The 20,644-nt window shown below is 69.0% G+C and carries 21 protein-coding genes; 11 read left to right on the top strand and 10 right to left on the bottom strand.

Going from position 1 to position 20,644, the window contains the following annotated elements; genetic code table 11:
- Positions 1-302: 302 nt before the first annotated feature.
- A complete protein-coding gene (locus ACFXN1_RS04235) occupies positions 303-1,046 on the bottom strand; it encodes a TetR/AcrR family transcriptional regulator (RefSeq protein WP_379446698.1) in 744 nt (247 codons plus the stop codon).
- Between the two features lie 95 nt (positions 1,047-1,141).
- Between ACFXN1_RS04235 and ACFXN1_RS04230 the strand changes: the two genes are divergently transcribed.
- The gene (locus ACFXN1_RS04230) at positions 1,142-2,266 is read left to right on the top strand and encodes an FAD-dependent oxidoreductase (protein WP_379446699.1); all 1,125 of its coding nucleotides are present in this window, start codon (positions 1,142-1,144) and stop codon (positions 2,264-2,266) included.
- 442 nt (positions 2,267-2,708) lie between these two features.
- Here ACFXN1_RS04230 and ACFXN1_RS04225 read toward each other — a convergent pair whose 3' ends face one another.
- Positions 2,709-4,145: an RNA polymerase sigma factor gene (locus ACFXN1_RS04225; protein ID WP_379395652.1), complete on the bottom strand. Its 1,437-nt coding sequence runs from the start codon at positions 4,143-4,145 to the stop codon at positions 2,709-2,711.
- 153 nt (positions 4,146-4,298) lie between these two features.
- Positions 4,299-5,057, bottom strand: coding sequence for a polyphosphate--glucose phosphotransferase (ppgK, locus tag ACFXN1_RS04220; protein ID WP_379446437.1), 759 nt, complete (start codon positions 5,055-5,057; stop codon positions 4,299-4,301).
- Between the two features lie 125 nt (positions 5,058-5,182).
- On the opposite strand from ppgK, the gene ACFXN1_RS04215 reads away from it, so the two are divergent.
- Positions 5,183-6,124 (top strand): inositol monophosphatase family protein, encoded by a 942-nt coding sequence (locus tag ACFXN1_RS04215; RefSeq protein ID WP_379395648.1) that lies wholly within the window; start codon positions 5,183-5,185, stop codon positions 6,122-6,124.
- A gap of 176 nt (positions 6,125-6,300) precedes the next feature.
- Here the strand turns inward: ACFXN1_RS04215 and cei are convergent, their stop codons facing one another.
- Complete coding sequence (gene cei / locus ACFXN1_RS04210) at positions 6,301-6,978, bottom strand: envelope integrity protein Cei (RefSeq protein ID WP_379385870.1); 678 nt, start codon at positions 6,976-6,978, stop codon at positions 6,301-6,303.
- A gap of 435 nt (positions 6,979-7,413) precedes the next feature.
- Here cei and ACFXN1_RS04205 point away from each other — a divergent pair, with 435 nt between their 5' ends.
- Positions 7,414-7,716 (top strand): DUF4193 domain-containing protein, encoded by a 303-nt coding sequence (locus tag ACFXN1_RS04205; protein ID WP_379395646.1) that lies wholly within the window; start codon positions 7,414-7,416, stop codon positions 7,714-7,716.
- A 136-nt stretch (positions 7,717-7,852) separates the two neighbouring features.
- Here the strand turns inward: ACFXN1_RS04205 and ACFXN1_RS04200 are convergent, their stop codons facing one another.
- Positions 7,853-8,374, bottom strand: coding sequence for a DUF3093 domain-containing protein (locus ACFXN1_RS04200; protein WP_379446436.1), 522 nt, complete (start codon positions 8,372-8,374; stop codon positions 7,853-7,855).
- A 52-nt stretch (positions 8,375-8,426) separates the two neighbouring features.
- On the opposite strand from ACFXN1_RS04200, the gene dut reads away from it, so the two are divergent.
- Together dut and ACFXN1_RS04190 are read left to right on the top strand one after the other, a co-directional pair.
- A complete protein-coding gene (gene dut, locus ACFXN1_RS04195) occupies positions 8,427-8,927 on the top strand; it encodes a dUTP diphosphatase (protein ID WP_379446435.1) in 501 nt (166 codons plus the stop codon).
- Positions 8,928-8,932: 5 nt separating this feature from the next.
- Positions 8,933-9,790 (top strand): DUF3710 domain-containing protein, encoded by an 858-nt coding sequence (locus ACFXN1_RS04190; protein WP_379446438.1) that lies wholly within the window; start codon positions 8,933-8,935, stop codon positions 9,788-9,790.
- Between the two features lie 182 nt (positions 9,791-9,972).
- Here ACFXN1_RS04190 and ACFXN1_RS04185 read toward each other — a convergent pair whose 3' ends face one another.
- On the bottom strand, positions 9,973-10,689 hold the full coding sequence (locus ACFXN1_RS04185) for an alpha/beta fold hydrolase (protein WP_379444824.1): 717 nt from the start codon (positions 10,687-10,689) through the stop codon (positions 9,973-9,975).
- 164 nt (positions 10,690-10,853) lie between these two features.
- Here ACFXN1_RS04185 and ACFXN1_RS04180 point away from each other — a divergent pair, with 164 nt between their 5' ends.
- From ACFXN1_RS04180 to ACFXN1_RS04170, 3 genes are all read left to right on the top strand, one after another.
- Entirely contained in the window at positions 10,854-11,246 is a 393-nt protein-coding gene (locus tag ACFXN1_RS04180) for an OB-fold nucleic acid binding domain-containing protein (RefSeq protein ID WP_354836890.1), read from the top strand.
- A gap of 158 nt (positions 11,247-11,404) precedes the next feature.
- Complete coding sequence (locus ACFXN1_RS04175) at positions 11,405-12,091, top strand: DUF3159 domain-containing protein (protein WP_379395724.1); 687 nt, start codon at positions 11,405-11,407, stop codon at positions 12,089-12,091.
- Between the two features lie 239 nt (positions 12,092-12,330).
- Positions 12,331-12,969, top strand: coding sequence for a sigma-70 family RNA polymerase sigma factor (locus ACFXN1_RS04170; RefSeq protein WP_379444823.1), 639 nt, complete (start codon positions 12,331-12,333; stop codon positions 12,967-12,969).
- Positions 12,970-13,056: 87 nt separating this feature from the next.
- Here the strand turns inward: ACFXN1_RS04170 and ACFXN1_RS04165 are convergent, their stop codons facing one another.
- Both ACFXN1_RS04165 and ACFXN1_RS04160 read right to left on the bottom strand, forming a co-directional pair.
- Positions 13,057-13,746 carry a potassium channel family protein gene (locus tag ACFXN1_RS04165; protein ID WP_379395638.1) on the bottom strand — a complete coding sequence of 230 codons (690 nt, stop codon included), beginning with the start codon at positions 13,744-13,746 and terminating at the stop codon, positions 13,057-13,059.
- A gap of 19 nt (positions 13,747-13,765) precedes the next feature.
- Entirely contained in the window at positions 13,766-14,431 is a 666-nt protein-coding gene (locus tag ACFXN1_RS04160) for a potassium channel family protein (RefSeq protein ID WP_379444821.1), read from the bottom strand.
- Positions 14,432-14,644: 213 nt separating this feature from the next.
- Here ACFXN1_RS04160 and ACFXN1_RS04155 point away from each other — a divergent pair, with 213 nt between their 5' ends.
- The 3 genes from ACFXN1_RS04155 (at position 14,645) to ACFXN1_RS04145 (ending at position 19,188) form a co-directional block, all read left to right on the top strand.
- Positions 14,645-16,633, top strand: a complete 1,989-nt coding sequence (locus ACFXN1_RS04155; protein WP_379444819.1) for an APC family permease — start codon at positions 14,645-14,647, stop codon at positions 16,631-16,633.
- Positions 16,630-18,231 (top strand): TRAM domain-containing protein, encoded by a 1,602-nt coding sequence (locus ACFXN1_RS04150; protein WP_379444817.1) that lies wholly within the window; start codon positions 16,630-16,632, stop codon positions 18,229-18,231. Before ACFXN1_RS04155 ends, ACFXN1_RS04150 begins: the two co-directional genes overlap by 4 nt.
- 147 nt (positions 18,232-18,378) lie before the next feature.
- Positions 18,379-19,188, top strand: coding sequence for a hypothetical protein (locus ACFXN1_RS04145; protein WP_379444815.1), 810 nt, complete (start codon positions 18,379-18,381; stop codon positions 19,186-19,188).
- Positions 19,189-19,191: 3 nt separating this feature from the next.
- On the opposite strand, the gene ACFXN1_RS04140 is transcribed toward ACFXN1_RS04145, so the two are convergent.
- Both ACFXN1_RS04140 and ACFXN1_RS04135 read right to left on the bottom strand, forming a co-directional pair.
- Positions 19,192-19,878, bottom strand: a complete 687-nt coding sequence (locus ACFXN1_RS04140; RefSeq protein ID WP_379444813.1) for an SIMPL domain-containing protein — start codon at positions 19,876-19,878, stop codon at positions 19,192-19,194.
- Between the two features lie 95 nt (positions 19,879-19,973).
- Complete coding sequence (locus tag ACFXN1_RS04135) at positions 19,974-20,573, bottom strand: winged helix-turn-helix transcriptional regulator (RefSeq protein WP_379444812.1); 600 nt, start codon at positions 20,571-20,573, stop codon at positions 19,974-19,976.
- Positions 20,574-20,644 lie beyond the last annotated feature (71 nt).

The raw sequence follows: 20,644 nt of genomic DNA, 5'->3' as shown, positions 1-20,644 counted from the left end.
TCTCTCTTGTTTGGAGAGGTGGAAACAAGACACGCCACCCCCTTTTGTTGCTTTTGCCTGTTCTCTCAGGAGGGGCTTGTCCCTTTGTTTTGCCCCCCCCCCCCCCGATCCCGGGTGATCGCTAGTCGAGGTAGTCGCGCACTAGAACCGGGTGGGCGGTGTGCTGGTCCGAGGTCATCGAGGTGACTCATGAGCGTAATCGCACTAAATATCTTTGACTGACAACTGAAGACGGCTCCGTCGATCAGTAGCTTGTTGATTGCACGCTCATGTCGTGCCATGTGGCCACTGCGCGCCCCAGGTCAACTGGATGCAGGCTGCAGATTATTCATGAGCAGGCCCAGGGTGAACTCGAAGCGGTCGGGTCCGGTGCCGGAGATCAGCTCGGCGGCATGGCGTCGAGTCTGTGGGAATTTCTCGGCAGGCAGTGCGGTGAAGCGGTCCAGCAACTCCTCGTGGCTGAGCATCCATTCCTGATCCTGATCCTGATCCTGATCCTGATGGCGGCGCCGTCGCTGGACCAGCGACTGTTCCAGCGCATAGGCGCTGACGTAGAGGGACAGCGCGTCACGGGCCCATCCGGCGGTCCTCGGTTCGATGCCGCCCGCGAGCAGGATCGCCAGGATTCCTTCGCCGACCCGCAGCGTTTCCAGGTTGGTCGGCACCATGGCCAGCGCGGCCCGCGAGACTCCGGGGTATTTCAGGTACAGGTCGCGGATCTGCGTGTACACCCCGAGCAACTGCTCACGCCAGGCGTCCGAATTCGGTTCGGGGAGCACGACTTCGGCGTAGAGCCTGCCGATCAGCAAATCGTCGATGTCGTCCTTGTTGACGATGTGCGCGTAGAGCGACGACGGACCGGTGCCAAGCGCTGCGGCGACCCGGCGGATGGTCAGCGCGTCATACCCCTCGGTGGCGACGACCTCCAGGGCGGCGTCGGTGATCCGTTCGACGGTGATGGGCTTCTTGCGTGGTGCCGACACGGCAGCCTCGGCTGCGGGTTGGGCGTGGCGGGCTGCGCGGCGTTGGCGGGGATCGGCGGGCATACCGGCAACTATAGCTTGACACGAACAAAGTTCGTTACGTAGAACTTAGATCGTCATAGCGAACTAAGTTCGTATTGTTCTCCAGGAGGTGCGTGATGCGAGTTTCCGTCGTCGGAGCCGGTCTGGGAGGTCTGGCTCTCGCGCAGGGTCTGCGTGGTGCCGGGATCGAGGCCGACGTGTTCGAGCGCGACCCGGGGATCGTCGCGCGGTTCCAGGGCTACCGGCTCGTGCTGAATCCGACCGGCTTCCAGGCGGTGCGCGGCTGCCTGCCGACGCGCTGGCGCCCGCTGCTCGACGAGATCGTCATGGACGCCTCCGCCGAACAGCTGATCCTGGACCCGTGGCTGAACGAGATCGGCAGGCTCGGCGCGGGCCGGACCGGCATCGTCGTCGACCGGCAGGTGCTGCGACACCTGTTGCTGACCGGTCTCACCGTACACACCGATGCCGCGCTGACCGGCTACGACGTGCTGGCCGACGGCAAGGTCCGAGCCCGGTTCGCCCGCCGCGACCCGGCCACCGCCGACCTGCTCGTCGGCGCGGACGGCGTCACCTCCGCGGTCCGCGGGGTGTTGTCGCCGCACACCACCCCGACCGACACCGGCGTCCGGTTCGTCATCGGCCGCACCCCGCTGACCGACGAATTCGCAGCCCTGTCCAAGGCTTTCGGCTCGAAGATCGCCGGCGACGGCGTCAGCCTGCTGCTCGGCGCGATGCGCTTCCGTACCCCGCCAAAGCGGGCCGCCGAGCGATTGGCCCCCGAGGTCATGCTGCCCGACATCGGCGACTACGTGCGCTGGGCGATGATCCTGCCGCCGAACAGTTCGCTGGAGGACCTGACCGCGCAGGACGCCGTGCTGTCCAGGATGGAGGGCTGGCACCCGGCGCTGCGCGCGCTGATCGAGCAGGCCGACCCGGACAACAGCACACTGCTCTCGATCCGAGTGGTCAAGCCCGGTGAGCGCTGGGCGTTCGGCCCGGTCACGCTGCTCGGCGACGCGATCCACGCCACCTCCCCGACCGGCGGCAACGGCGCGAACACCGCGCTGCGCGATGCGGACCTGTTGCGCCGCTGCCTGATCGAGGCCGACGAAGGCCGCCGCGATCTGCGTAACGCGGTCGACGACTACGAGCGGCAGATGTTCGAGTACGGCGCCGAAGCTGTCCGCAGCAGCCTCGAGAAACTGCCCGCCTTCGCCCCCGAAGCGAAACTGTCCTGAGGCCGGTGCACGGAAAGCTCATCTGGCACGGGATCGGTTGCCGCGCAGTTCATTCCGTGGTTCGGAGCACTCGACTTCTCGTGGGTATCGACGAATCCAGCGAGCATGGCTGAAAGCGCAGTTGCTCGTCCATGACGAACGCGACCGAGACCAGACGACACCTGACCAGGCGAGACAACAATTCGTTGGGCACGGATGCCAAAGCTCGTCCTGACCTCGAGTCGGGCCGGAAACGGTCTGCCGGCCCGGCATATCTACGCAATGCGGCGCAATTTCTGCAGCACAACTTGTTTCGATACTCGACGGGCTTGGGCTGTGGACGCCGCAGAGCTGTCGAAGGTAATTCTGTTGCTGATATCCAGGACTGAGAGCGCTGTGCTCAGGTCCTGATCCGAGTTTGGGCCGCTGAGCTGCAGCTCAGCGGCCCAAACTCGGGTGATCGCTAGTCGAGGTAGTCGCGCAGGACCTGGGAGCGGCTCGGGTGGCGGAGCTTGCTCATGGTCTTGGACTCGATCTGGCGGATGCGTTCGCGGGTGACGCCGTAGACCTGGCCGATTTCGTCCAGGGTTCGGGGCTGGCCATCCGTGAGGCCGAAGCGGAGGCGGACTACGCCGGCCTCGCGTTCGGACAGGGTCTCCAGGACCGACTGGAGCTGGTCCTGGAGGAGGGTGAAGGAGACCGCGTCGACGGCGACTACGGCTTCGGAGTCTTCGATGAAGTCGCCGAGTTGGGAGTCGCCCTCGTCACCGATGGTCTGGTCCAGGGAGATGGGCTCGCGCGCGTACTGCTGGATTTCCAGCACCTTCTCGGGCGTGATGTCCATTTCCTTGGCGAGCTCTTCGGGGGTGGGCTCGCGGCCCAGGTCCTGGAGGAGTTCGCGCTGGATGCGGCCGAGCTTGTTGATGACCTCGACCATGTGCACGGGGATGCGGATGGTGCGGGCCTGGTCGGCCATGGCGCGGGTGATGGCCTGGCGGATCCACCACGTCGCGTAGGTCGAGAACTTGTAGCCCTTGGTGTAGTCGAACTTCTCGACCGCGCGGATCAGACCGAGGTTGCCTTCCTGGATCAGGTCCAGGAACGCCATGCCACGGCCGGTGTAGCGCTTGGCGAGCGACACGACCAGTCGCAGGTTGGCTTCCAGCAGGTGGTTCTTGGCGCGGTTGCCGTCGCGCATGATCCACTGGAAGTCGCGGCGCGACTGCACCGGCAGCTTCTCGCCCTTCTCGGCGAACTCGCGCATCTTCTCCGTGGCGTAGAGGCCGGCCTCGATGCGCTTGGCGAGCTCGACCTCCTCCTCGGCGTTGAGCAGCGCGACCTTACCGATCTGCTTGAGGTAGGCGCGGACCGAGTCGGCGGAGGCGGTGAGCTCGGCATCCTTGCGGGCCTGGCGCAGCGCCTCGGATTCCTCTTCGTCCCAGACGAAGTCACCGGAGGCCTTGTCCTTCTCCGACGGCTCGTCGGCCTCTTCGGCCTCCTCACCCTCGGCGGCGGGAGCAGCCGGGCCGGCCGCCTCTTCCTCGTCCTCTTCGACCTCGTCGACCAGGTCGTCCTCTTCGAGGTCGTCCTCGTCGATCTCGATGTCACCCAGGTCGTCGAGCTCCAGCGAATCGTCGTCGATGACCTCGTCGCCCTCAGCGCCTTCGGCGCCGGGCTCCGCGGCCTTCTTCGGCGAGGCCTTCTTCGCCGCCGTCTTCTTGGCGGTGGCCTTGGTCGCCTTCTTCGCCGCGGTCTTCTTGGCCGCGGTCTTCTTCGCCGCGACCTTCTTGGCCGGGGCCTTCTTCGCGGCAGCCTTCTTGACCGGCCGTGCTGCGGTGGTATCTGCTGAGTCGGCGGCCTCGGCCGATTCGGCGGTCTCTCGGGTATTCGTGGCTACCACGTACGCCCTTTCGTGACGGTCTCGTGCGGCGTCACGCCAGAGTGGTGATCCGGCGGAGCGGTTCTGTCGGGGGGTAAACCGGCTCTCGTGCCGGTGTCGGTTTCCGGCCTACCGCCGGGCATGTGTTCCATTGTAACGATCGAACCAGCTTACTTACGGTGCGATCCCGGCTGACACCGCCATGGCTGCTCCGACGATGCCCGCGGTGTTGCGCAGCGCGGCAGGTACCACGGGGGTTCTGTTGGTGAGCAACGGAATCCACTCCTGGTAGTCGCGGCTGATGCCGCCGCCCGCGACGAACACGTTCGGCCAGAACAGGTTCTCCAAGGTGACCAGCACCTTGCTGACCTCCCGCGCCCACTCCGGGTAGGACATGCCGACCCGATCCTTGACCGAGGCGGCGGCCCGGTGCTCGGCCTCCCGGCCGTCGACCTCCATGTGCCCGAGCTCGCTGTTGGGCACGAGCACGCCGTTGTACAGCACGGCCGATCCGATACCGGTGCCGAAGGTGAGCAGCATTACCAACCCGTCGAGATCCTTTGCTGCGCCGTACCGGTCCTCGGCCATGCCCGCCGCGTCGGCGTCGTTGAGGACGGTCACGTCGCGGCCGCTCAGCGCCAGCGAGAACAGGTGCCGGGCGTCGATGCCGATCCAGGTCGGGTCGATATTGGCGGCGGTGCGGATCTGCCCGTGCAGCACCACGCTCGGCATGGTGATGCCGACCGGGCCCTCCCAGCCGGACTGCGCGACGAGCTTGGCGACCGCCTCGGCGACCGCGTTCGGAGTGGCCGGATGCGGCGTCACGATCTTGATGCGCTCATAGACCAGCTCGCCGGTCGCGAGATCGACCTCGGCGCCCTTCACACCGCTGCCGCCGATATCGATGCCGAACGCGCGTCCGGGATCGGACATGGACCACTCCTCGTTTTCCTGGGATGCCGGCGAGTCGACGCCACCGGCCGATGACCGCTCGATCGACCTCCGCCTTGTGTCGTGCACGACAAGCCTAATGCGCCGGATGCCGGATCTGTGCTGCGATGGTGCTCGTGCCGGAATCGAATTTCACGTCCACCGTCCCCGCCGCCGCCACGACCACCGACACGTCCGATATCGCCGAACTGCGCCGCGTCGCGGTGTATCTGGCCGAGACCGCCGCCGCGCACGTCCGCGAGCGCCGGCCGCAGGTCTTCGGGCCGGGCGCGCACGAGCAGGACGCCGTGCAGTCCAAGAGCACCCCCACCGACCCCGTCACCATCGTCGACACCGAGACCGAGCAGCTGGTCCGCAAACTGGTCGCCGAACTGCGCCCCGGCGACCGCGTGGTCGGCGAGGAGGACGGCGGCACCCTGGCCGACGACCCGGATCTGGTGCACTGGGTCGTCGATCCCATCGACGGCACCGTCAACTTCGTCTACGGCATCCCGTCCTACTCGGTGTCCGTGGGCGCGGTGCGCGGCGGCCGTCCCGTCGCGGGCGCGGTCGCCGATGTCGCGCACGCGGTCACCTACAGCGCCGGGCTCGGCCTGGGTGCGCACCGTGCCGATTCCAGCGTGGACGGCACCGCCCCGGGCGGTGCGCCGATTGCCTTGCGCGCCAACCGGGTCGACGCGGTGTCCATGGCGCTGGTGGCCACCGGCTTCGCCTACGCCACCGAGCGCCGGATCCGTCAGGGTGAGCTGGTGGCGCAGGTGCTGCCGCACATTCGCGACATCCGCCGCTTCGGCTCGGCGGCGCTGGACCTGTGCGCCGTGGCCGAGGGCCGCACCGACGCCTACTACGAGCACGGCCTGAACCTGTGGGACTGGGCCGCGGGCGCGCTCATCGCCACCGAGGCGGGCGCACGCCTGATCCTGCCGCCCGGACCCGACTCGCCGGGCACCGCAGGCGATTTGGTGTCCGCGGCCGCCCCCGGCATCGCTGACGAACTGTTCGGTCTGTTCAGGCGTCTGGATGTCACCACCCCTATCCCGGTGCCGTGACAGCGGGCTGGACGACCACCGGGCACGGTTGACCGCCGGTCCGGACCGGGCAAAACGAATCGCCGCGATCGAAGGATCGCGGTGATTCGTGTTCTCCGGTTCATATATTTGGTTGCGCCGGTCGGAGTTTCGCGCCGGGTCTGCCGGTCAGAGCACACACCCCGCGAAAGAGATTCTCAGCACTTCGCGTGCCGCGCGGCCTCCAGCAGCTTGGGGTCGATGGCCGGCGCGGTGCCGGGCGTCGGGTTCTTCAGCGACTTCAGCACCTCCTCGGCATCGGTGTCGGGCCGGATATCCCGGAACAGCGAGCCCAGCACCATGTCCACGGTGTCGTCCTGGCGCTGATCCTCGATGAGCTCGGCGCACGGCGCCACCAGCTGCACCGACGCCGCCGCGGGCCGGCCCTTCACGCCGAAACGGATCTGCCCGGTGCATTCGAGGTCGCCGTTCACGTACACCGGATCGTTACCGATCTGCACGTCCGGTGCACTGGCGAAACCGAGGTCACCCAGCTCGGAGGCCACGTGCGCGGCCTGACCGCGCTGGCCGTTGGCATTGAACACGCGCACCTTCGACTGGGCGAGGGCCGCGGGCTCCACATCCCGCAATCGCGACGCCCCCACCCGCTCTCCGAGGGGGGCGGGCTGGGCCGCGGTTGTGCTCGAGGCGGGGCTGGGGGAGTTGCAGGCCATAGCACCCTGGTCACCCTCGCTCGTGGTCAGCGCCTTGAACCACACGCCGACGCAGATGAGAGCGATGACGCCCACCATGGCCGCCCAGGGCTCCCAGCGCCGCCGAATGAAGGACCGTCCGTCCGGATCGGTCGAGTTACCTTGGGTGATCAGTGAAACCACGCCCACACTCTACGAAAACGTCGCGATTGTCGTGTGAACGGCCACGGCAAGTCGGCCGCTGGGTGTGGCGGGGAGGTCTCGGAGGATGCCAGGAAGATCTCGAAGAGTTCCCTTGTCGGTGACGATTACCCCTCAGTTTCAACTCGCAGGGGTTTTGATTGCGACTTTTGTCCCGGGGTCCGCTATTGTCTGGCGGCCCAGATCGTACAGCCCGGGTGAAACTGGGGTTCGATTTCGGGAACAACAAGGGCATGTCCTGCGTTGACCGAGCGCGATCCGGTGCGGATGAGGAGTATCCGGCTCGGATCTGTGACCGGTGTACGCGTGACGTACACCACGGGCGGGGCGGCATCCCACCCGATCCGGCTCCTGCCAGGGGCCGGTCAGGAGGGTGTCGGTCCGGGATATACGGAGTAAGGACGAGGGGAAGACGACATGGCAACCGACTATGACGCACCGCGGCGCAATGAATCCGACGAGGTTTCGGAGGACTCGCTGGAGGAGCTGAAGGCTCGCCGCAACGAAGCCGCGTCCGCCGTCGTGGATATCGACGAATCCGATACCGCGGAATCGTTCGAGCTTCCCGGCGCGGACCTTTCCGAGGAAGTGCTCTCGGTCCGGGTCATCCCGAAGCAGGCGGACGAATTCACATGTTCGAGCTGCTTCCTGGTGCACCATCGCAGCCGACTGGCCACCGAGTCCGGCGGTCAGCTGATCTGCATGGACTGCGCCGCATAGGGCACGGTCCCGGAGCGCAATCCGTCAGCCCGCGCTCGGTCCGCCGAGCGCGGTCCGGACGGGGCTGCGCGGAAAATCCCCATTGCGAAGCAGGGCGGAAAGACCTCTTCGCAGTAGGGCGCGGCACCTCGATGAATCAGGACTGCTCGGCTGCGTTCTTCAGGCCGAGCGCGGTGATGATGCGTTCCGGATGACGCGTACTGACCAGCCAGTACGGCGTCGGATCATCCGGATCATCGAGCACGAGCAACACCATGGGCCCGATCCAGGCCCGATGCTGGACAAACGCGGCGGGGTCGAGCTGTCGGCCCAGCGCCGCGCTTTTCGCACTGGTCGGGACCGGTGCGGCGCGCTTGACGAAGGTCGCGGGCAGGTGCGCGCGATCGGTGCGCAGTTCCGGGACACCGGCGTCGTCGGGGGCCACTTCCACGCGATGGCGGGAGAACCACAGCAGCACCCACACGGGCACCGGGAACAGCAGCACGTACGGCAGCCACGCCCGCACTCCCGGTGCGCCCATGTGGATTTCAGCTGCCAGCAGCCCCGTGACGACGAGCGCGACGGGCCACCACCACAGCGGCACCCAGAGGCGCTCGGTGTAGAGGGGCTCGGTCTGCTGCTCGGGACCCGTGGTCACCTGAGGGGGCTGGTCGGACACGACTTCAGACTAGGTCAATGACGGAGAGGGGGAACGCGTAGGCTCGGCCTACGTGACCGGTATTCCACCTATTCCCCTGCTGCGGCTCGATCCCGGCATCCCCGTACCGACGCGTGCCCACGAGGGCGACGCCGGCGTGGACCTGTGCACCACCGAGGACGTCATCATCGAACCGGGGGAGCGGGTGCTCGTCGGCACCGGCATCGCGGTGGCGCTCCCGATCGGCACGGTCGGGCTGATCCACCCGCGGTCGGGTCTGGCGGCGAAGGCGGGACTGTCGGTTGTCAATACCCCCGGCACGGTCGATGCGGGCTACCGCGGTGAGATCAAGGTGTGCCTGATCAATCACGATCCGCGCACGGCCATCGAGCTCCGGCGGGGTGACCGCATCGCGCAGTTGCTGGTGCAGAAGGTCGAATTGGTGGACTTCGTCGAGGTCGAGGCGCTCGACGACACCGCGCGCGGCGCAGGAGGATACGGATCCAGCGGTGGGCACGCCAGCCTGTCCGCGCAGTCCGGTGGGGCGGGTCAGGCGACCGGCAAGGAGGCATGACGATGGTGTTCGGACGCAAGAAGAACAAGGGCGGCGACAGAGACGACGCGTCGCAGTACGACGACGAGTACACCGAGTACGACGAGTACGAGGACGCGGACGAGTACGACGAGACCGGCTACGCGGCAGACGAATTCGAGGAGTTCGAGGAGCCCGCCGCCCGCGGCCCGGAGACCGGTCCCTACGACTACGAGGACGTCGCCGACCGGCTCGAGTCGATCGCCGAGCAGCGCCTGGATCTGGGCTCGGTCATCGTGCCGGTGCCGCCGGGCGGGCAGCTGCAGGTCGAGATGACCCCCGAAGGCGCGCCGCAGGCGGTGCACCTGGCCACCCAGCACGGCCGGATCACGGTGGCGGCCTACGCCGCTCCCAAGACCTCGGGCCAATGGCGTTCGGTGGCAGCCGATCTGGCCGAGACGCTGCGCAAGGACGGTGCGCAGGTGTCGGTGGTGCAGGGTCCGTGGGGCCGTGAGTTGCACGCCGTGACCCAGGGTGCGGATCTGCGCTTCATCGGCGTGGACGGCTACCGCTGGATGGTGCGCCTGGTCGCGGCCGGTCCGACCGGTGCGGCCGACGAGAACACCCCGCTGGTGGCCGCGGCTCGCGCGGTCATGAGCGAGACCGTGGTGCGCCGTGGGGACGAGCCGCTGCCGGTGCGTGAACCGCTGCCGGTGGTCCTACCCCAGGAGCTGGCCGACCAGCTCGCCGCCGCCCACCAGCAGCAGCTGGCCGCCCAGCAGCAGGCCATGCAGGCCCAGATGGCCGCCATGCAGGGCGGCCCGGCCTTCCAGCCCGAGCAGGCGCCCGCCGAACCGCGTCGCGGCGCGGAGGGCTCGGCCATGCAGCAGCTCGGCCTGAACTGACCGGACGGTCCGGACCGGCCTGGCCGGATTCGGCTGCACGACAAGCGAAACGGGGCTCCGCCACAGTGGCGGAGCCCCGTTTCGCAATCGGCGCGATGAAGGTGTGCAGTGCGGCCGCCGCACTGTCGTGAGCGCGACCCACCGCAGTCACGGACAGGCGTCGTGGCGGGGACGGATTCCGGTCAGGGGGTGGGGATGCGGCGGGGCAGCAGGGCGTTGATGCCCCGGGCGCCGAGGATCGACGGGTCCGCGCCCAGCTCGTCGAGGGTGATCGAGTGCAGCGTGGCGTGCGGGAGCAGCGTGGTCCAGCGCTCCGCCACGACGAACGGGTGGACGGGGTCGTCGATCGCGCCGATGACCTCGACGGGGGCGGTGACGGCGGCCAGGATCTCGGGTTCGGGCCAGCGGTAGGCGGCGGCCTCTTCCAGAGCGCCGGGCAGCTCGGGCCACTGGGAGGTCCAGGAGCGGGTGAGGGCCTCGGCCAGCCAGGCGGGGCTGGATTCGCGCATGCGGGTCAGGACGGCGTCGAGGCCGTCGGCGCGCAGCTGGGCGGCGGTGGCGGCGGCGCTCAGGGCGGCGGGGCAGCCGGTCGTGTCGGCGCCGGTCCAGGCGGGCAGAGCGGCGACCACGCCGTACACCGAGTCCGGGTGGTGCGCGGCCCAGTCGACGGCGACGGCCGCACCCAGCGAGATGCCCGCGATCAGCACCGGGCCTGAGCGCGCGGCGGCGTCCAGGGCGCTGCGGTAGCTGTCGATCACCCCGCGCGGGTCCGGGTCGACCGCCAGGAACGGCAGATCCAGTGCGGCGCAAGCGGATCCGAAGGCGCGGCGGGCGAAATGGGCGTCGGAGCCGGTTCCGGGCAAAGCGACGGCGACCGCCGGACGTGGTAGATCGGGCACCGATCGAGAGTACTGGTGACCAGCGTGCGTGGCGGGTGCAGGCCGTCCCATCTACAGTGGCGGAGGTACGGCCACGGGCGGCCGGATGGCATACCGCCGGGCGCCGTGGAAGGAACGAACGACGTGAGACCCACGCCGTCGAGCTCTACAGGAGAGCGTGCGAGATGCCATCCGCGGGTGGGAAGGACACCCCGTCGGGCTATTTCCGGCGGCTCGGCCGGCGCCTGACAGAGGACCTGGATCGTTTGGATGCCGAGGAGCTCGCCGAGACGTCGGAGGCGTCGGGCGCGTGCCGGGCATCGGAGTGCCGGCGTGGTGAGGAAGTCACCATGCTGGGGCGGCTCCGCAGTGTCGAGGCCTGTCCCAAATCGGCGGGCGCCGAGGTGGAAGCCGAGTTCTTCGACGGCACCGACAGTGTGGCGCTGGTGTTCATCGGGCGGCGTCGCATCCCGGGAATCGAGCCGGGTCGTCGTATCCTGGTGCGCGGCCGGGTCGGCGAACGCGACGGCGGCAAGGTCATCTACAACCCCTACTACGAACTCCGCGGGAACTCCTGACACTCATGCCTAACCCCACCAGCAACGGCGACCAGGGCCGTGATCGCACCGAGTCCTTCGGCGCGCCAGCCCCGTTCGATCCGCCCACGGTCCAGCTGAATGCCGTCTCGGGCGACGAATCGCCACTGCGCATGGACCACGCGCTGCTGGACGAGGACATGCAGGCGCTGGTCGACGCCGAGCGCGCGGCCCGGGACGCCGCCGACGACGAGGGCGAGCAGGAACCCGAACAGACGCTGCTCGAGCAGATGGGCGGTCTCAGCGGCCTGATCTACTCCTCGCTGCCGGTGCTGGTGTTCGTGCCGGTGAACTCGCTGCGCGGGCTGACCGCCGCCATCTGGGCGTCGCTGGGCGTGGCCGCGGCGATCCTGGTGTGGCGCCTGGTGCGTCGCGGTCCGATCCAGCCGGCCATCTCGGGCTTCCTCGGGGTGGGCGTGTGCGCGTTCATCGCCTACCGGATGGGTGAGGCCAAGGGCTTCTTCCTGTTCGGGATCTACGCCAGCCTGGTCTACGGCGGTGTGTTCCTGATGTCGCTGGTGGTGCGGTGGCCGTTGGCGGGCGTGATCTGGGGTGCGCTCAACGGGCACGGCACCGAGTGGCGGTCGGACAAGCGCGTCATGCGGCTGTACGACATCGCGACCGCGGTGTGGGCGGTGGTGTTCGTGGCCCGCTACCTGGTGCAGAACCACCTCTACGACGCCAACAGCACCGGCCTGCTGGCCGTGGCGCGCATCGCCATGGGCTGGCCGCTGACCGCGGTGGCGGCGCTGGTGACCTTCTGGGCGGTGCGCAAGGCGGGCCATCTGCCCTCCTCGTCCGCCAAAGCCCCGGAATCCGCGGGCTAGACAACCGCCCGATCGGGCCCTTATCGCGCTAAAAGTCCAGAGCGCAACACCTTCGGGGCCATTGGGGGACGGAAGGGGGTGACCAACCCACCCCTGGGGTACCTATTTCGGCGGGCCTCCGGCGAGCACGATCTTTCTCAGGAGCTCTCAGTAGCTCATTCGGAGAAAGGATCGCGGAGTTGGTTACCGACGGCAAGGCAGTGGCAGCGCAGGACCGTGGCGAGGGGCTCGGGACTGCGATGCAGATTGCAGCCTCGCGCCGGCACCCGGCGGGGCGGGGAGGCAAAACAGGCAGTGTGGCGACGTCGGAGTCCCGGCGCGCCGCAGTGGAATTGGAGAAGCTGATCGGCCCGGCCGCCGCCGGTGACCGGGCAGCGGTCTCGGAGATTCTCAGGATCGTGTATCCGCTGGTGCGCCGCTACTGCGCGGCGCGCATGGGCGGCGCGGGTCACCTGCACGTGACCGCGGACGATGTGGCGCAGGAGGTCTGCCTGGCGACGGTGCAGGCCATCCCGCGCTACCGGGATCAGGGCAAGTCGTTCCTGGCTTTCGTCTACGGCATCTCGGCGAACAAGGTGGCCGACGCATTCCGGCGGGCGCAGTTGCACCCGGCCTACCCGGTTGCGGAGTTCCCGGACGCGCCGATGAACGAGGCGGGACCCGAGGAGCGGGCGCTGGCGATGGAAACCCGCCGGGCGGCACGCGATCTCATGCAGGTGCTGTCCTCGACCCACCGTGAGGTGCTGGTCATGCGAATTGTGCTGGGGTGGACGGCGGCGGAGACCGCCGAGGCCATCGGCACCAGCCCGGGCGTGGTGCGGGTCATGCAGCATCGCGCGCTGAACCGGCTGCGCGCCGAACTGCGGGTGGCGTCCTGACGGTTCGGTGTGGACAACGGCGAGTGGGCCGGGCGCAGGGGGTGCGTCCGGCCCACTGTTGTGTCCGGATCCGTGGTCGGCGCGCGGTCAGGCCGGGGCGTTGCCCCTGCTGTTGAACCCGTTGACGCCGAGCGCTTTGCGCAGTTCGTCCTCGGCTTCGACGGAGGCGACGAACAGCAGCTCGTCCTCGCCCTCCAGGGGGTCATCGGCCTGCGGGACGATGACGCGGCCGCCGCGCAGGATGGTGACCAGGGCGGCGTCGCGGGGCAGGGCGAGGGTGCGAACGGCCTTGCCCGCCAAGGGGGTGTCGGTGGGCAGGGTGATCTCGACCAGGTTGGCCTGACCCTGGCGCAGTGTCATCAGCCGGACCAGGTCGCCCACCGAGACGGCCTCCTCGACCAGGGAGGCGAGCAGGCGCGGGGTGGAGACGGCGACGTCCACCCCCCAAGACGAGTCGAACAGCCACTCGTTGCGGGGGTCGTTGACGCGGGCCACCACGCGCCCCACACCGAACTCGGTCTTGGCCAGCAGGCTGAACACCAGGTTCACCTTGTCGTCGCCGGTGGCGGCGATGACCACGTCGTAGGTTTCCAGCCCGGCCTCCTCGAGGGTTTCGAGTTCGCAGGCGTCGGCGTGGGTCCAGACCGCGGTGGGCGCGCTGGTCGGGTCGATGTGGTCGAGGCGGCGTTCCAGCAGCATGACCTGGTGGCCGCCGCGCAGGAGTTCCTGGGCGATGGAGCGGCCGACGGCTCCGGCGCCGGCGATGGCTACCTTCATGCTCGGGCTTCTTTCACGATCAGTCTTCGCTAGCGGGGGGATTCGCGGCGAGTGCGACGGCCTCGCCGACGGTGCCGGAGGTGGCGGCGACATAGACCAGGTCGTCGGCCTGCAGCATGGACTTGCCATTGGGCAGTACGCCCTGTCCGAAGCGGATGATGAAGGCCACCCGGGCGCCGATGGCGTCCTCGAGCGAATGCACCGAACGCCCGTACCAGTTCTCGTGCAGGACGAGTTCGGTGACCGCGACGGTGCCGGTCGGGTCGCGCCAGGTGGTGGTCGACTGGTCGGCGACCAGGGCGCGCAGGAAGCGGTCGGTGGTCCAGGGCACAGTGGCGATGGTGGGGATGCCCAGGCGCTCGTACACGGCGGCGCGCTTGGCGTCGTAGATGCGGGCCACCACGCGTTCCACGCCGAAGGTCTCGCGGGCCGCGCGGGCGGAGATGATGTTGGAGTTGTCGCCGGAGGACACCGCGGCGAAGGCGCCGGCGCGCTCGATTCCGGCGCGGGTCAAGACATCTCGATCGAAACCGACGCCGGTGATGCACGAACCGGGGAAGTCGCGGCCCAGACGCAGGAAGGCGCTCGAATTCTGATCGATCACCGCGACCTCGTGGCCGATGCGGACGAGGGCGCGAGCGAGCGAGGAGCCGACCCGCCCACACCCCATGATCACGACGTACACCGTACGAACCCCATTCCCGAAAACCGTGGTGTGCGGTCTGGTTGCTTGCTCGGGTCGCAACCGTACCGTTCGAGTCTCACTGCGGGCACTTTCCCCCTCCGGAAGCCGTTCAAACCGGAACCGGGAAAACCTCACAACCCGCACCCGCCACCCTACGACTGCGAGGTCGCGCCCCGAACACGGTCGCTCGCGCACTGCCTTATGCTGCCTGGAGTGTCGAAGTTGACGACGGCCGCCAAGCGCATGCTGGTCGGCCGCCCATTCCGCAGCGATTCTCTCGGGCATACGCTGCTGCCCAAGCGGATCGCGCTCCCGGTGTTCGCCTCGGACGCGTTGTCCTCGGTGGCATACGCGCCGGAGGAGATCTTCCTGGTGCTGTCGGTGGCCGGACTGTCGGCCTACGCCTACGCGCCGTGGCTCGGTCTGGCGGTCGCACTGGTGATGGCCGTGGTGGTCGCCAGCTACCGCCAGAACGTGCACGCCTACCCCTCCGGCGGCGGCGACTACGAGGTCGCGACCAAGAACCTCGGCCCCACCGCGGGATTGACCGTCGGCAGCGCGCTGCTGGTGGACTACGTGCTCACGGTGGCGGTGTCGATTTCGTCGGCGGCCTCCAATATCGGGTCGGCGGTGCCGTTCGTGGCCACCCACAAGGTGTTGTTCGCGGTCTCGGCGATCGTGATCCTCACCGCAATCAATCTGCGCGGCGTGCGGGAATCCGGTACGGCCTTCGCGATTCCCACCTACGCTTTCATGATCGGCATGTTCATCATGCTCATCTGGGGCTTCACCCGGCTCGGCCTGGGGCAGACCGTGCACGCCGAGTCCTACGGCTTCGGTCTGAAGGCCGAGGACGAGCATCTGTTCGGGCTGGCGTTCGTGTTCCTCCTCGCGCGCGCGTTCTCCTCCGGTTGTGCGGCGCTGACCGGTGTCGAGGCGATCAGCAATGGCGTGCCCGCGTTCCGCAAACCCAAGTCCCGCAATGCCGCGACCACCCTGCTGCTGCTCGGCTGCATCGCGGTGACGCTTTTCATGGGCATGATCGTGCTCACTCAGAAGGTCGGCATCGTGTACGCGCACAACACCGACGACCTGATCGGCGCACCCGCCGGATACGAGCAGAAGACGCTGGTGGCGCAGCTGGCGGGCGCGGTGTTCTCCGGATTCCAGCCCGGCTTCTACTTCATCACCATCGTCACCGCGCTGATCCTGGTGCTGGCGGCCAATACCGCCTTCAACGGCTTCCCGGTGCTGGGTTCGATTCTGGCGCAGGACCGTTTCCTGCCGCGGCAGTTGCACACCCGCGGTGATCGGCTGGCGTTCAGCAACGGCATCCTGTTCCTGGCGGGCGCGGCCATCGCGTTCGTGGTGCTGTTCGGCGCGGAGGTGACGCGCCTGATCCAGCTCTACATCGTGGGCGTGTTCGTGTCGTTCGTGCTGAGTCAGACCGGCATGCTGCGGCACTGGACGCGACTGCTGCGCACCGAGACCGATCCGGCGGTGCGGTCGCGGATGAAGCGGTCGCGGGTGATCAACGCGATCGGTCTCACCATGACCGCGACCGTGCTGCTGATCGTGCTGGTCACCAAGTTCCTGGCGGGCGCGTGGATCGCGATCGTCACCATGGCGGCCATCTTCGGGCTGATGAAACTCATTCGCCGCCACTACGACACGGTGTCGCGGGAGCTGGACGAGTCCGAGTGGGACGGCGTACTGCCCAGTCGCACGCACTCCATCGTGCTGGTCTCCAAGCTGCACCTGCCCACCAAGCGCGCCCTGGCCTACGCCCGCGCCACCCGGCCCGACGCGCTCGAGGCCATCACGGTGAACGTCGACGAGCCCGACACCCGGGCGCTGGTGCGGGAATGGGAGCGCAGCGATATCGTGGTGCCGCTCAAGGTGATCGAGTCCCCGTACCGTGAGATCACCAAGCCGGTGGTGGATTACGTGAAGCGGGTCCGCAAGGACTCCCCACGTGACGTGGTGACCGTATTCATCCCCGAATACGTGGTCGGCCGCTGGTGGGAGCAGTTGCTGCACAACCAGAGTGCGCTGCGGCTGAAGGGCCGGCTGCTGTTCGAGCCCGGCGTGATGGTGACGAGCGTGCCCTGGCAGCTGTCGTCCTCGGCGGGCCGGGCCCGTCCCGGCCGGGTGGTCAATGCCCCCGGATCGGTGCGTCGCGGATTCGGAGACGAGGCATGAGCGCCGGATCCGATTGGTACGGAGAGGTCTTCGAGGTCCGCCTGGGCCCGCCCGGCCACGGCGGCTTCTGTGTGGCCCGCCACGAGGGCCGCGTGCTGTTCGTCCGCCACGGCCTGCCCGGTGAACTGGTCCGCGCTCTCGTCACCGAGGACCGCGGCGGTTCCTTCTGCCGCGCCGACGCCATCGAGATCCTCGACCCCTCGCCCGACCGCATCCCCGCCACCTGCCCGGTCTCCGGCCCCGGCGGTGCGGGCTGCTGCGACTTCACCTTCGCCACCCCCGCGGCCCAGCGCGAACTCACACGCCAGGTCGTCGCCGAGCAGCTGCGCCGCCTCGCCGACTGGGAACCGGACTTCGCCGTCGAACCGATCCCGGCACCGCCCGGGTTGGCGATCGGTGGTGTGGCACCAGGAACCTCACTCGGTGCACCGATCCCGGAGCCCGGCCATCCCGGGCGGCTCGGCAGCGTGACGACCGACCTCGGCTCGACTCTGCTCGGCCGTCGCGCCGAGCCCGCCGCGACGGCCCCGCGCCCGACCCCGGGCACGAGCGTCCCGCCGGGTCGAATCGGCGGGGTGTCGACGCCCTCGGCGCGGGCGCTCATCGGCCGCCCAGGTGCCGGGGAAGCGGCGCAGGGCGGCGAGCCTTCGGTGGGGTCGTATACCGCCGGATGGCGGAGCCGGGTGCGGCTGGTGGTGGACGCGGAGGGTCGGGCCGGGGTGCACCGGTATCGGAGCACCGAGGTGATCGCGGATCTGCGGTGCCCGCAGCCGGTGGCGGGGGCCATGGCGGGGATCGGCGAGCGGGTGTGGACGCCCGGGGCGGATCTCGTTGTGGCCGTGGACGGGGACGGGATGCGGCATGTCGTCGAACTGGCTCCGGCCGGGGCGGCGGCGGGTGGTCCGCGCGGGCGGCGTGAAAGAGGCGGTGGGGCAGGGGATTCCGGTCGGCGTGGCGGGGGTGATCGGCGCAGTACCGCCGCGCGGCGGGCGGCGGCGCACAGTGCGCGGACCGAACGCGTGGTGGATGGCAGCGGCCAGGCGGTGCAGTACGTGGGCGAGCGGCGGTGGGAGCTGTCGGCGACCGGGTTCTGGCAGCCGCATTACGGTGCGGCGCAGTGCTATTCGGATGTGGTGGCGGAGTGGGCGGACTGCGCGCCCGGGGCGCTGGTCTGGGACCTGTACTGCGGCGTGGGCGTGTTCGCCGCGCGGCTGGCGGAGCAGGTCGGTGTGACCGGGATGGTGCACGGTGTCGAGTTCGCGCGCACGGCGGTCGCCGAAGGGCGTGCCGCGCTGCGGGATCTGCCGTGGGTGGACCTGACCGTCGAGCGCGTCGAGCGGTGGATTCACGAACAACGGGATACCGCACCGGATGTCGTCGTGCTCGACCCGCCGCGCGCGGGCGCGGGCAAGGACGTGATCAATGCGCTGAGTGAGCGTTCGCCCCGGCGCATCATCCACATCGGTTGCGACCCCGCCGCTTTCGCCCGGGACATCGGTCTCTACCGCGCCGTCGGCTACCAGCCGGTGGACCTGCGCGTCTTCGACGCTTTCCCCGGTACCCACCACGTGGAGTGCATCGCGGTCCTGGAACGCTGACCAGGTCCTTCGAGATCGGGGAGCTGTCCCTGCGGAATGTCGCCCGATGCTCCGCACCGACAGCTCCCCGATCTCGGTGTGACGGGTCGAGGTCGCGGGGGATGGGTTGGGGCGCGGACGGTTTGGGGGTGCGCCAAGATGTTGCCCATGACTACGTTGTCGGATCCGACTGTGGCGTCGGTGGTGGAGCTGATCTATGGGGATCAGTCGCGGTTCCACTCGCTCGAGGCATTGCTGCTGGGGGCGGATCTCAAGCGGCCGGAGTACGGCGTCGAGTTGTGGGTGAACGCCGACAGCTACTGGGGGCGGCTGGTGACGCCGGTGTACGGGGCGCGGCTGGCGGCGCTGGGCGGAAACGCGGAGGCGGATCGGGCGCTGCTGGATCTGGTCGAGGTGACGGTGGCGCGGTTCCTGCAGGGAGAGTCCCTGGCGCGCAAGAGTCTTCCGGCGTGGATGTCGGCGCTGCGCACCGCGCTACTCGAGGACGGCTACCGGATGAAGATCGACCGGGTGATCGGTGCGGGGCCGGAGGCGAGCGTGCGATGTCGCCTGAAACCCACGGCGTGGCTGCCGGTGCGGCTGGCCGAGCGGGTGGCGCTGCTGGAGACCGAGCTCGAGGTGCGCGGCCAGCAAACGGCGCTGGATCACCTGCGGCACGCGGTGAAACACTATGAGCGGGGCCGGTTCCCGGCGTGCGAGAAGCGGCTGCGGTCGGCGTTGCAGCAGGTGACGGCGTACGCGGCCGGGACCGGTGATCCGGACGGCGGTCGCAATGTGCGGCACCTGGTGGACATCGGCCGCCTCACCATCGCGCAGGGCACGCGGCTGCTGCACGATCTGCGCGGGATGGTCGTCGAGGACCCGTTTCCGCATCGAACCCGGGCGGACGCCACCCGGTTTCGCATTCAGCTCACCGCCGTGCGTGCCGGTTCCCTGCTGGCGCAGGTCGAGCTCTGAGACTCAGGCCAGCTGCCAGGTGATCCGGACGCTGGTGGACAGTTCGCTCTCCCCGAGCTCCACCGGCACCGCGCCGCCCGGGGCGGCCATCTTGCCGGCGGCGAACGCGATTCGCGGCGTGGGCGCGGGACCGGAGACGTTCTCGGTGATCTCGAGCACCGGACCCAGCCTGCGGCCCGCTCGGAACACGTACTGTTCGGCCTTGCCCAGCGCGTGGTCCCAGGCGGCGTCGCGGGCGCGGACCATGAGGCTCTCCTCGTCGGCGACGGTCAGGGTCAGCCCGCCCAGGCGCACATCGTCGCCGCCCGCGTCGACCGCGTGCGCGATGATCGCGGCGGGCCCGCCGTCGGCGGCGGGTTTCGCCTCCCCGCCGGCGCCGGCGATCTCGCGCAGCGTGACCGTCAGCGCCGTGCCGGCGATATAGCCGACCAGCTTCTCCCGATTCCCTTCGGTCCATACGGTTTCCGCGCGCACCGTGAGCCCGCTGGTCGTGATGTCGCGACCCGCCACGCCGTCCGCGCGCAGCGACGAGATCACCGCGTCGGCGCGTTCCCCGGCCCGCGCGTAGGCGGCGGCCACGGTGTCGGCGCGCGTCTCCACCGAGATCGACACCCGCATGATGTCCGGCGTGGCACTGGCACTGCCCGAGCCGACGATCGTGATCGTGCCGGTGGCGTTCTCGCTGGTCACGGATTCCTCCTCGATCGATGCGGGCACAACCCAGCCGATGCTACCGACGGCCGCCGGCCAACTGCCGCCACCGCGTCGACGACGGGTGACGCAGTTCAGCCGACCGGTTGCCCGGTTCCGGTCGCCTGGTCGAGGGTCGCGGGGAGCGAGCGGGCGCCGGTGGCGATCTCGCTCGCCGCGGCCAGCTCCAGCCGGATCTCCAGATCCGGTGCGGCGGCCGGGCCGTCGTGATGGGTGAGGCCGGATTCGGTGATCACGTAGTGGAAGGCGGTCTCGCCGATGCGGACCGTGACGGTGCCGGCGGGCACCAGCTCGGCCACGGCATGTCCGAGGGGGAGCGCGAACCAGTGCGCCCGCACGGCGTCGGTCGCGCGCTGTTCGCCGAGTTGTGCCGCGCCCCAGGCCGACAGCGAGTCCAGCACCGGCCGCAGCGCCGCGCCGGAGTCGGTGAGTTCGTAGACCGCGGTTCCGGCGCGGGGGCCGACGCGGCGTTTGGTGAGAATCCCGTCACGCTCGAGATCCTTGAGCCGGGCGGCCAGCACATCGGTGCTGATGCCGGGCAGGTCGGCGAACAGGTCGCTGTATCGGCGCGGGCCCGAACACAATTCGCGGACCACCAGCAGGTTCCACCGGTCGCCGACGATGTCGAGGGCCCGGCTGACGGTGCAGTAGTGGTCGTAGCTTCGGCGTGTCACGATCCCACTCTAACCAACAACTTGGAAATACCAAGTGCAAACTTGGAATTTCCAAGTAGAGTGTGCGGCAA

The organism is Nocardia sp. NPDC059154 (genome assembly GCF_042755705.1).
GTDB lineage: Bacteria > Actinomycetota > Actinomycetes > Mycobacteriales > Mycobacteriaceae > Nocardia.
Note: the sequence above shows the minus strand (reverse complement) of the source record. Positions and strands in the feature narration are given on the sequence as shown.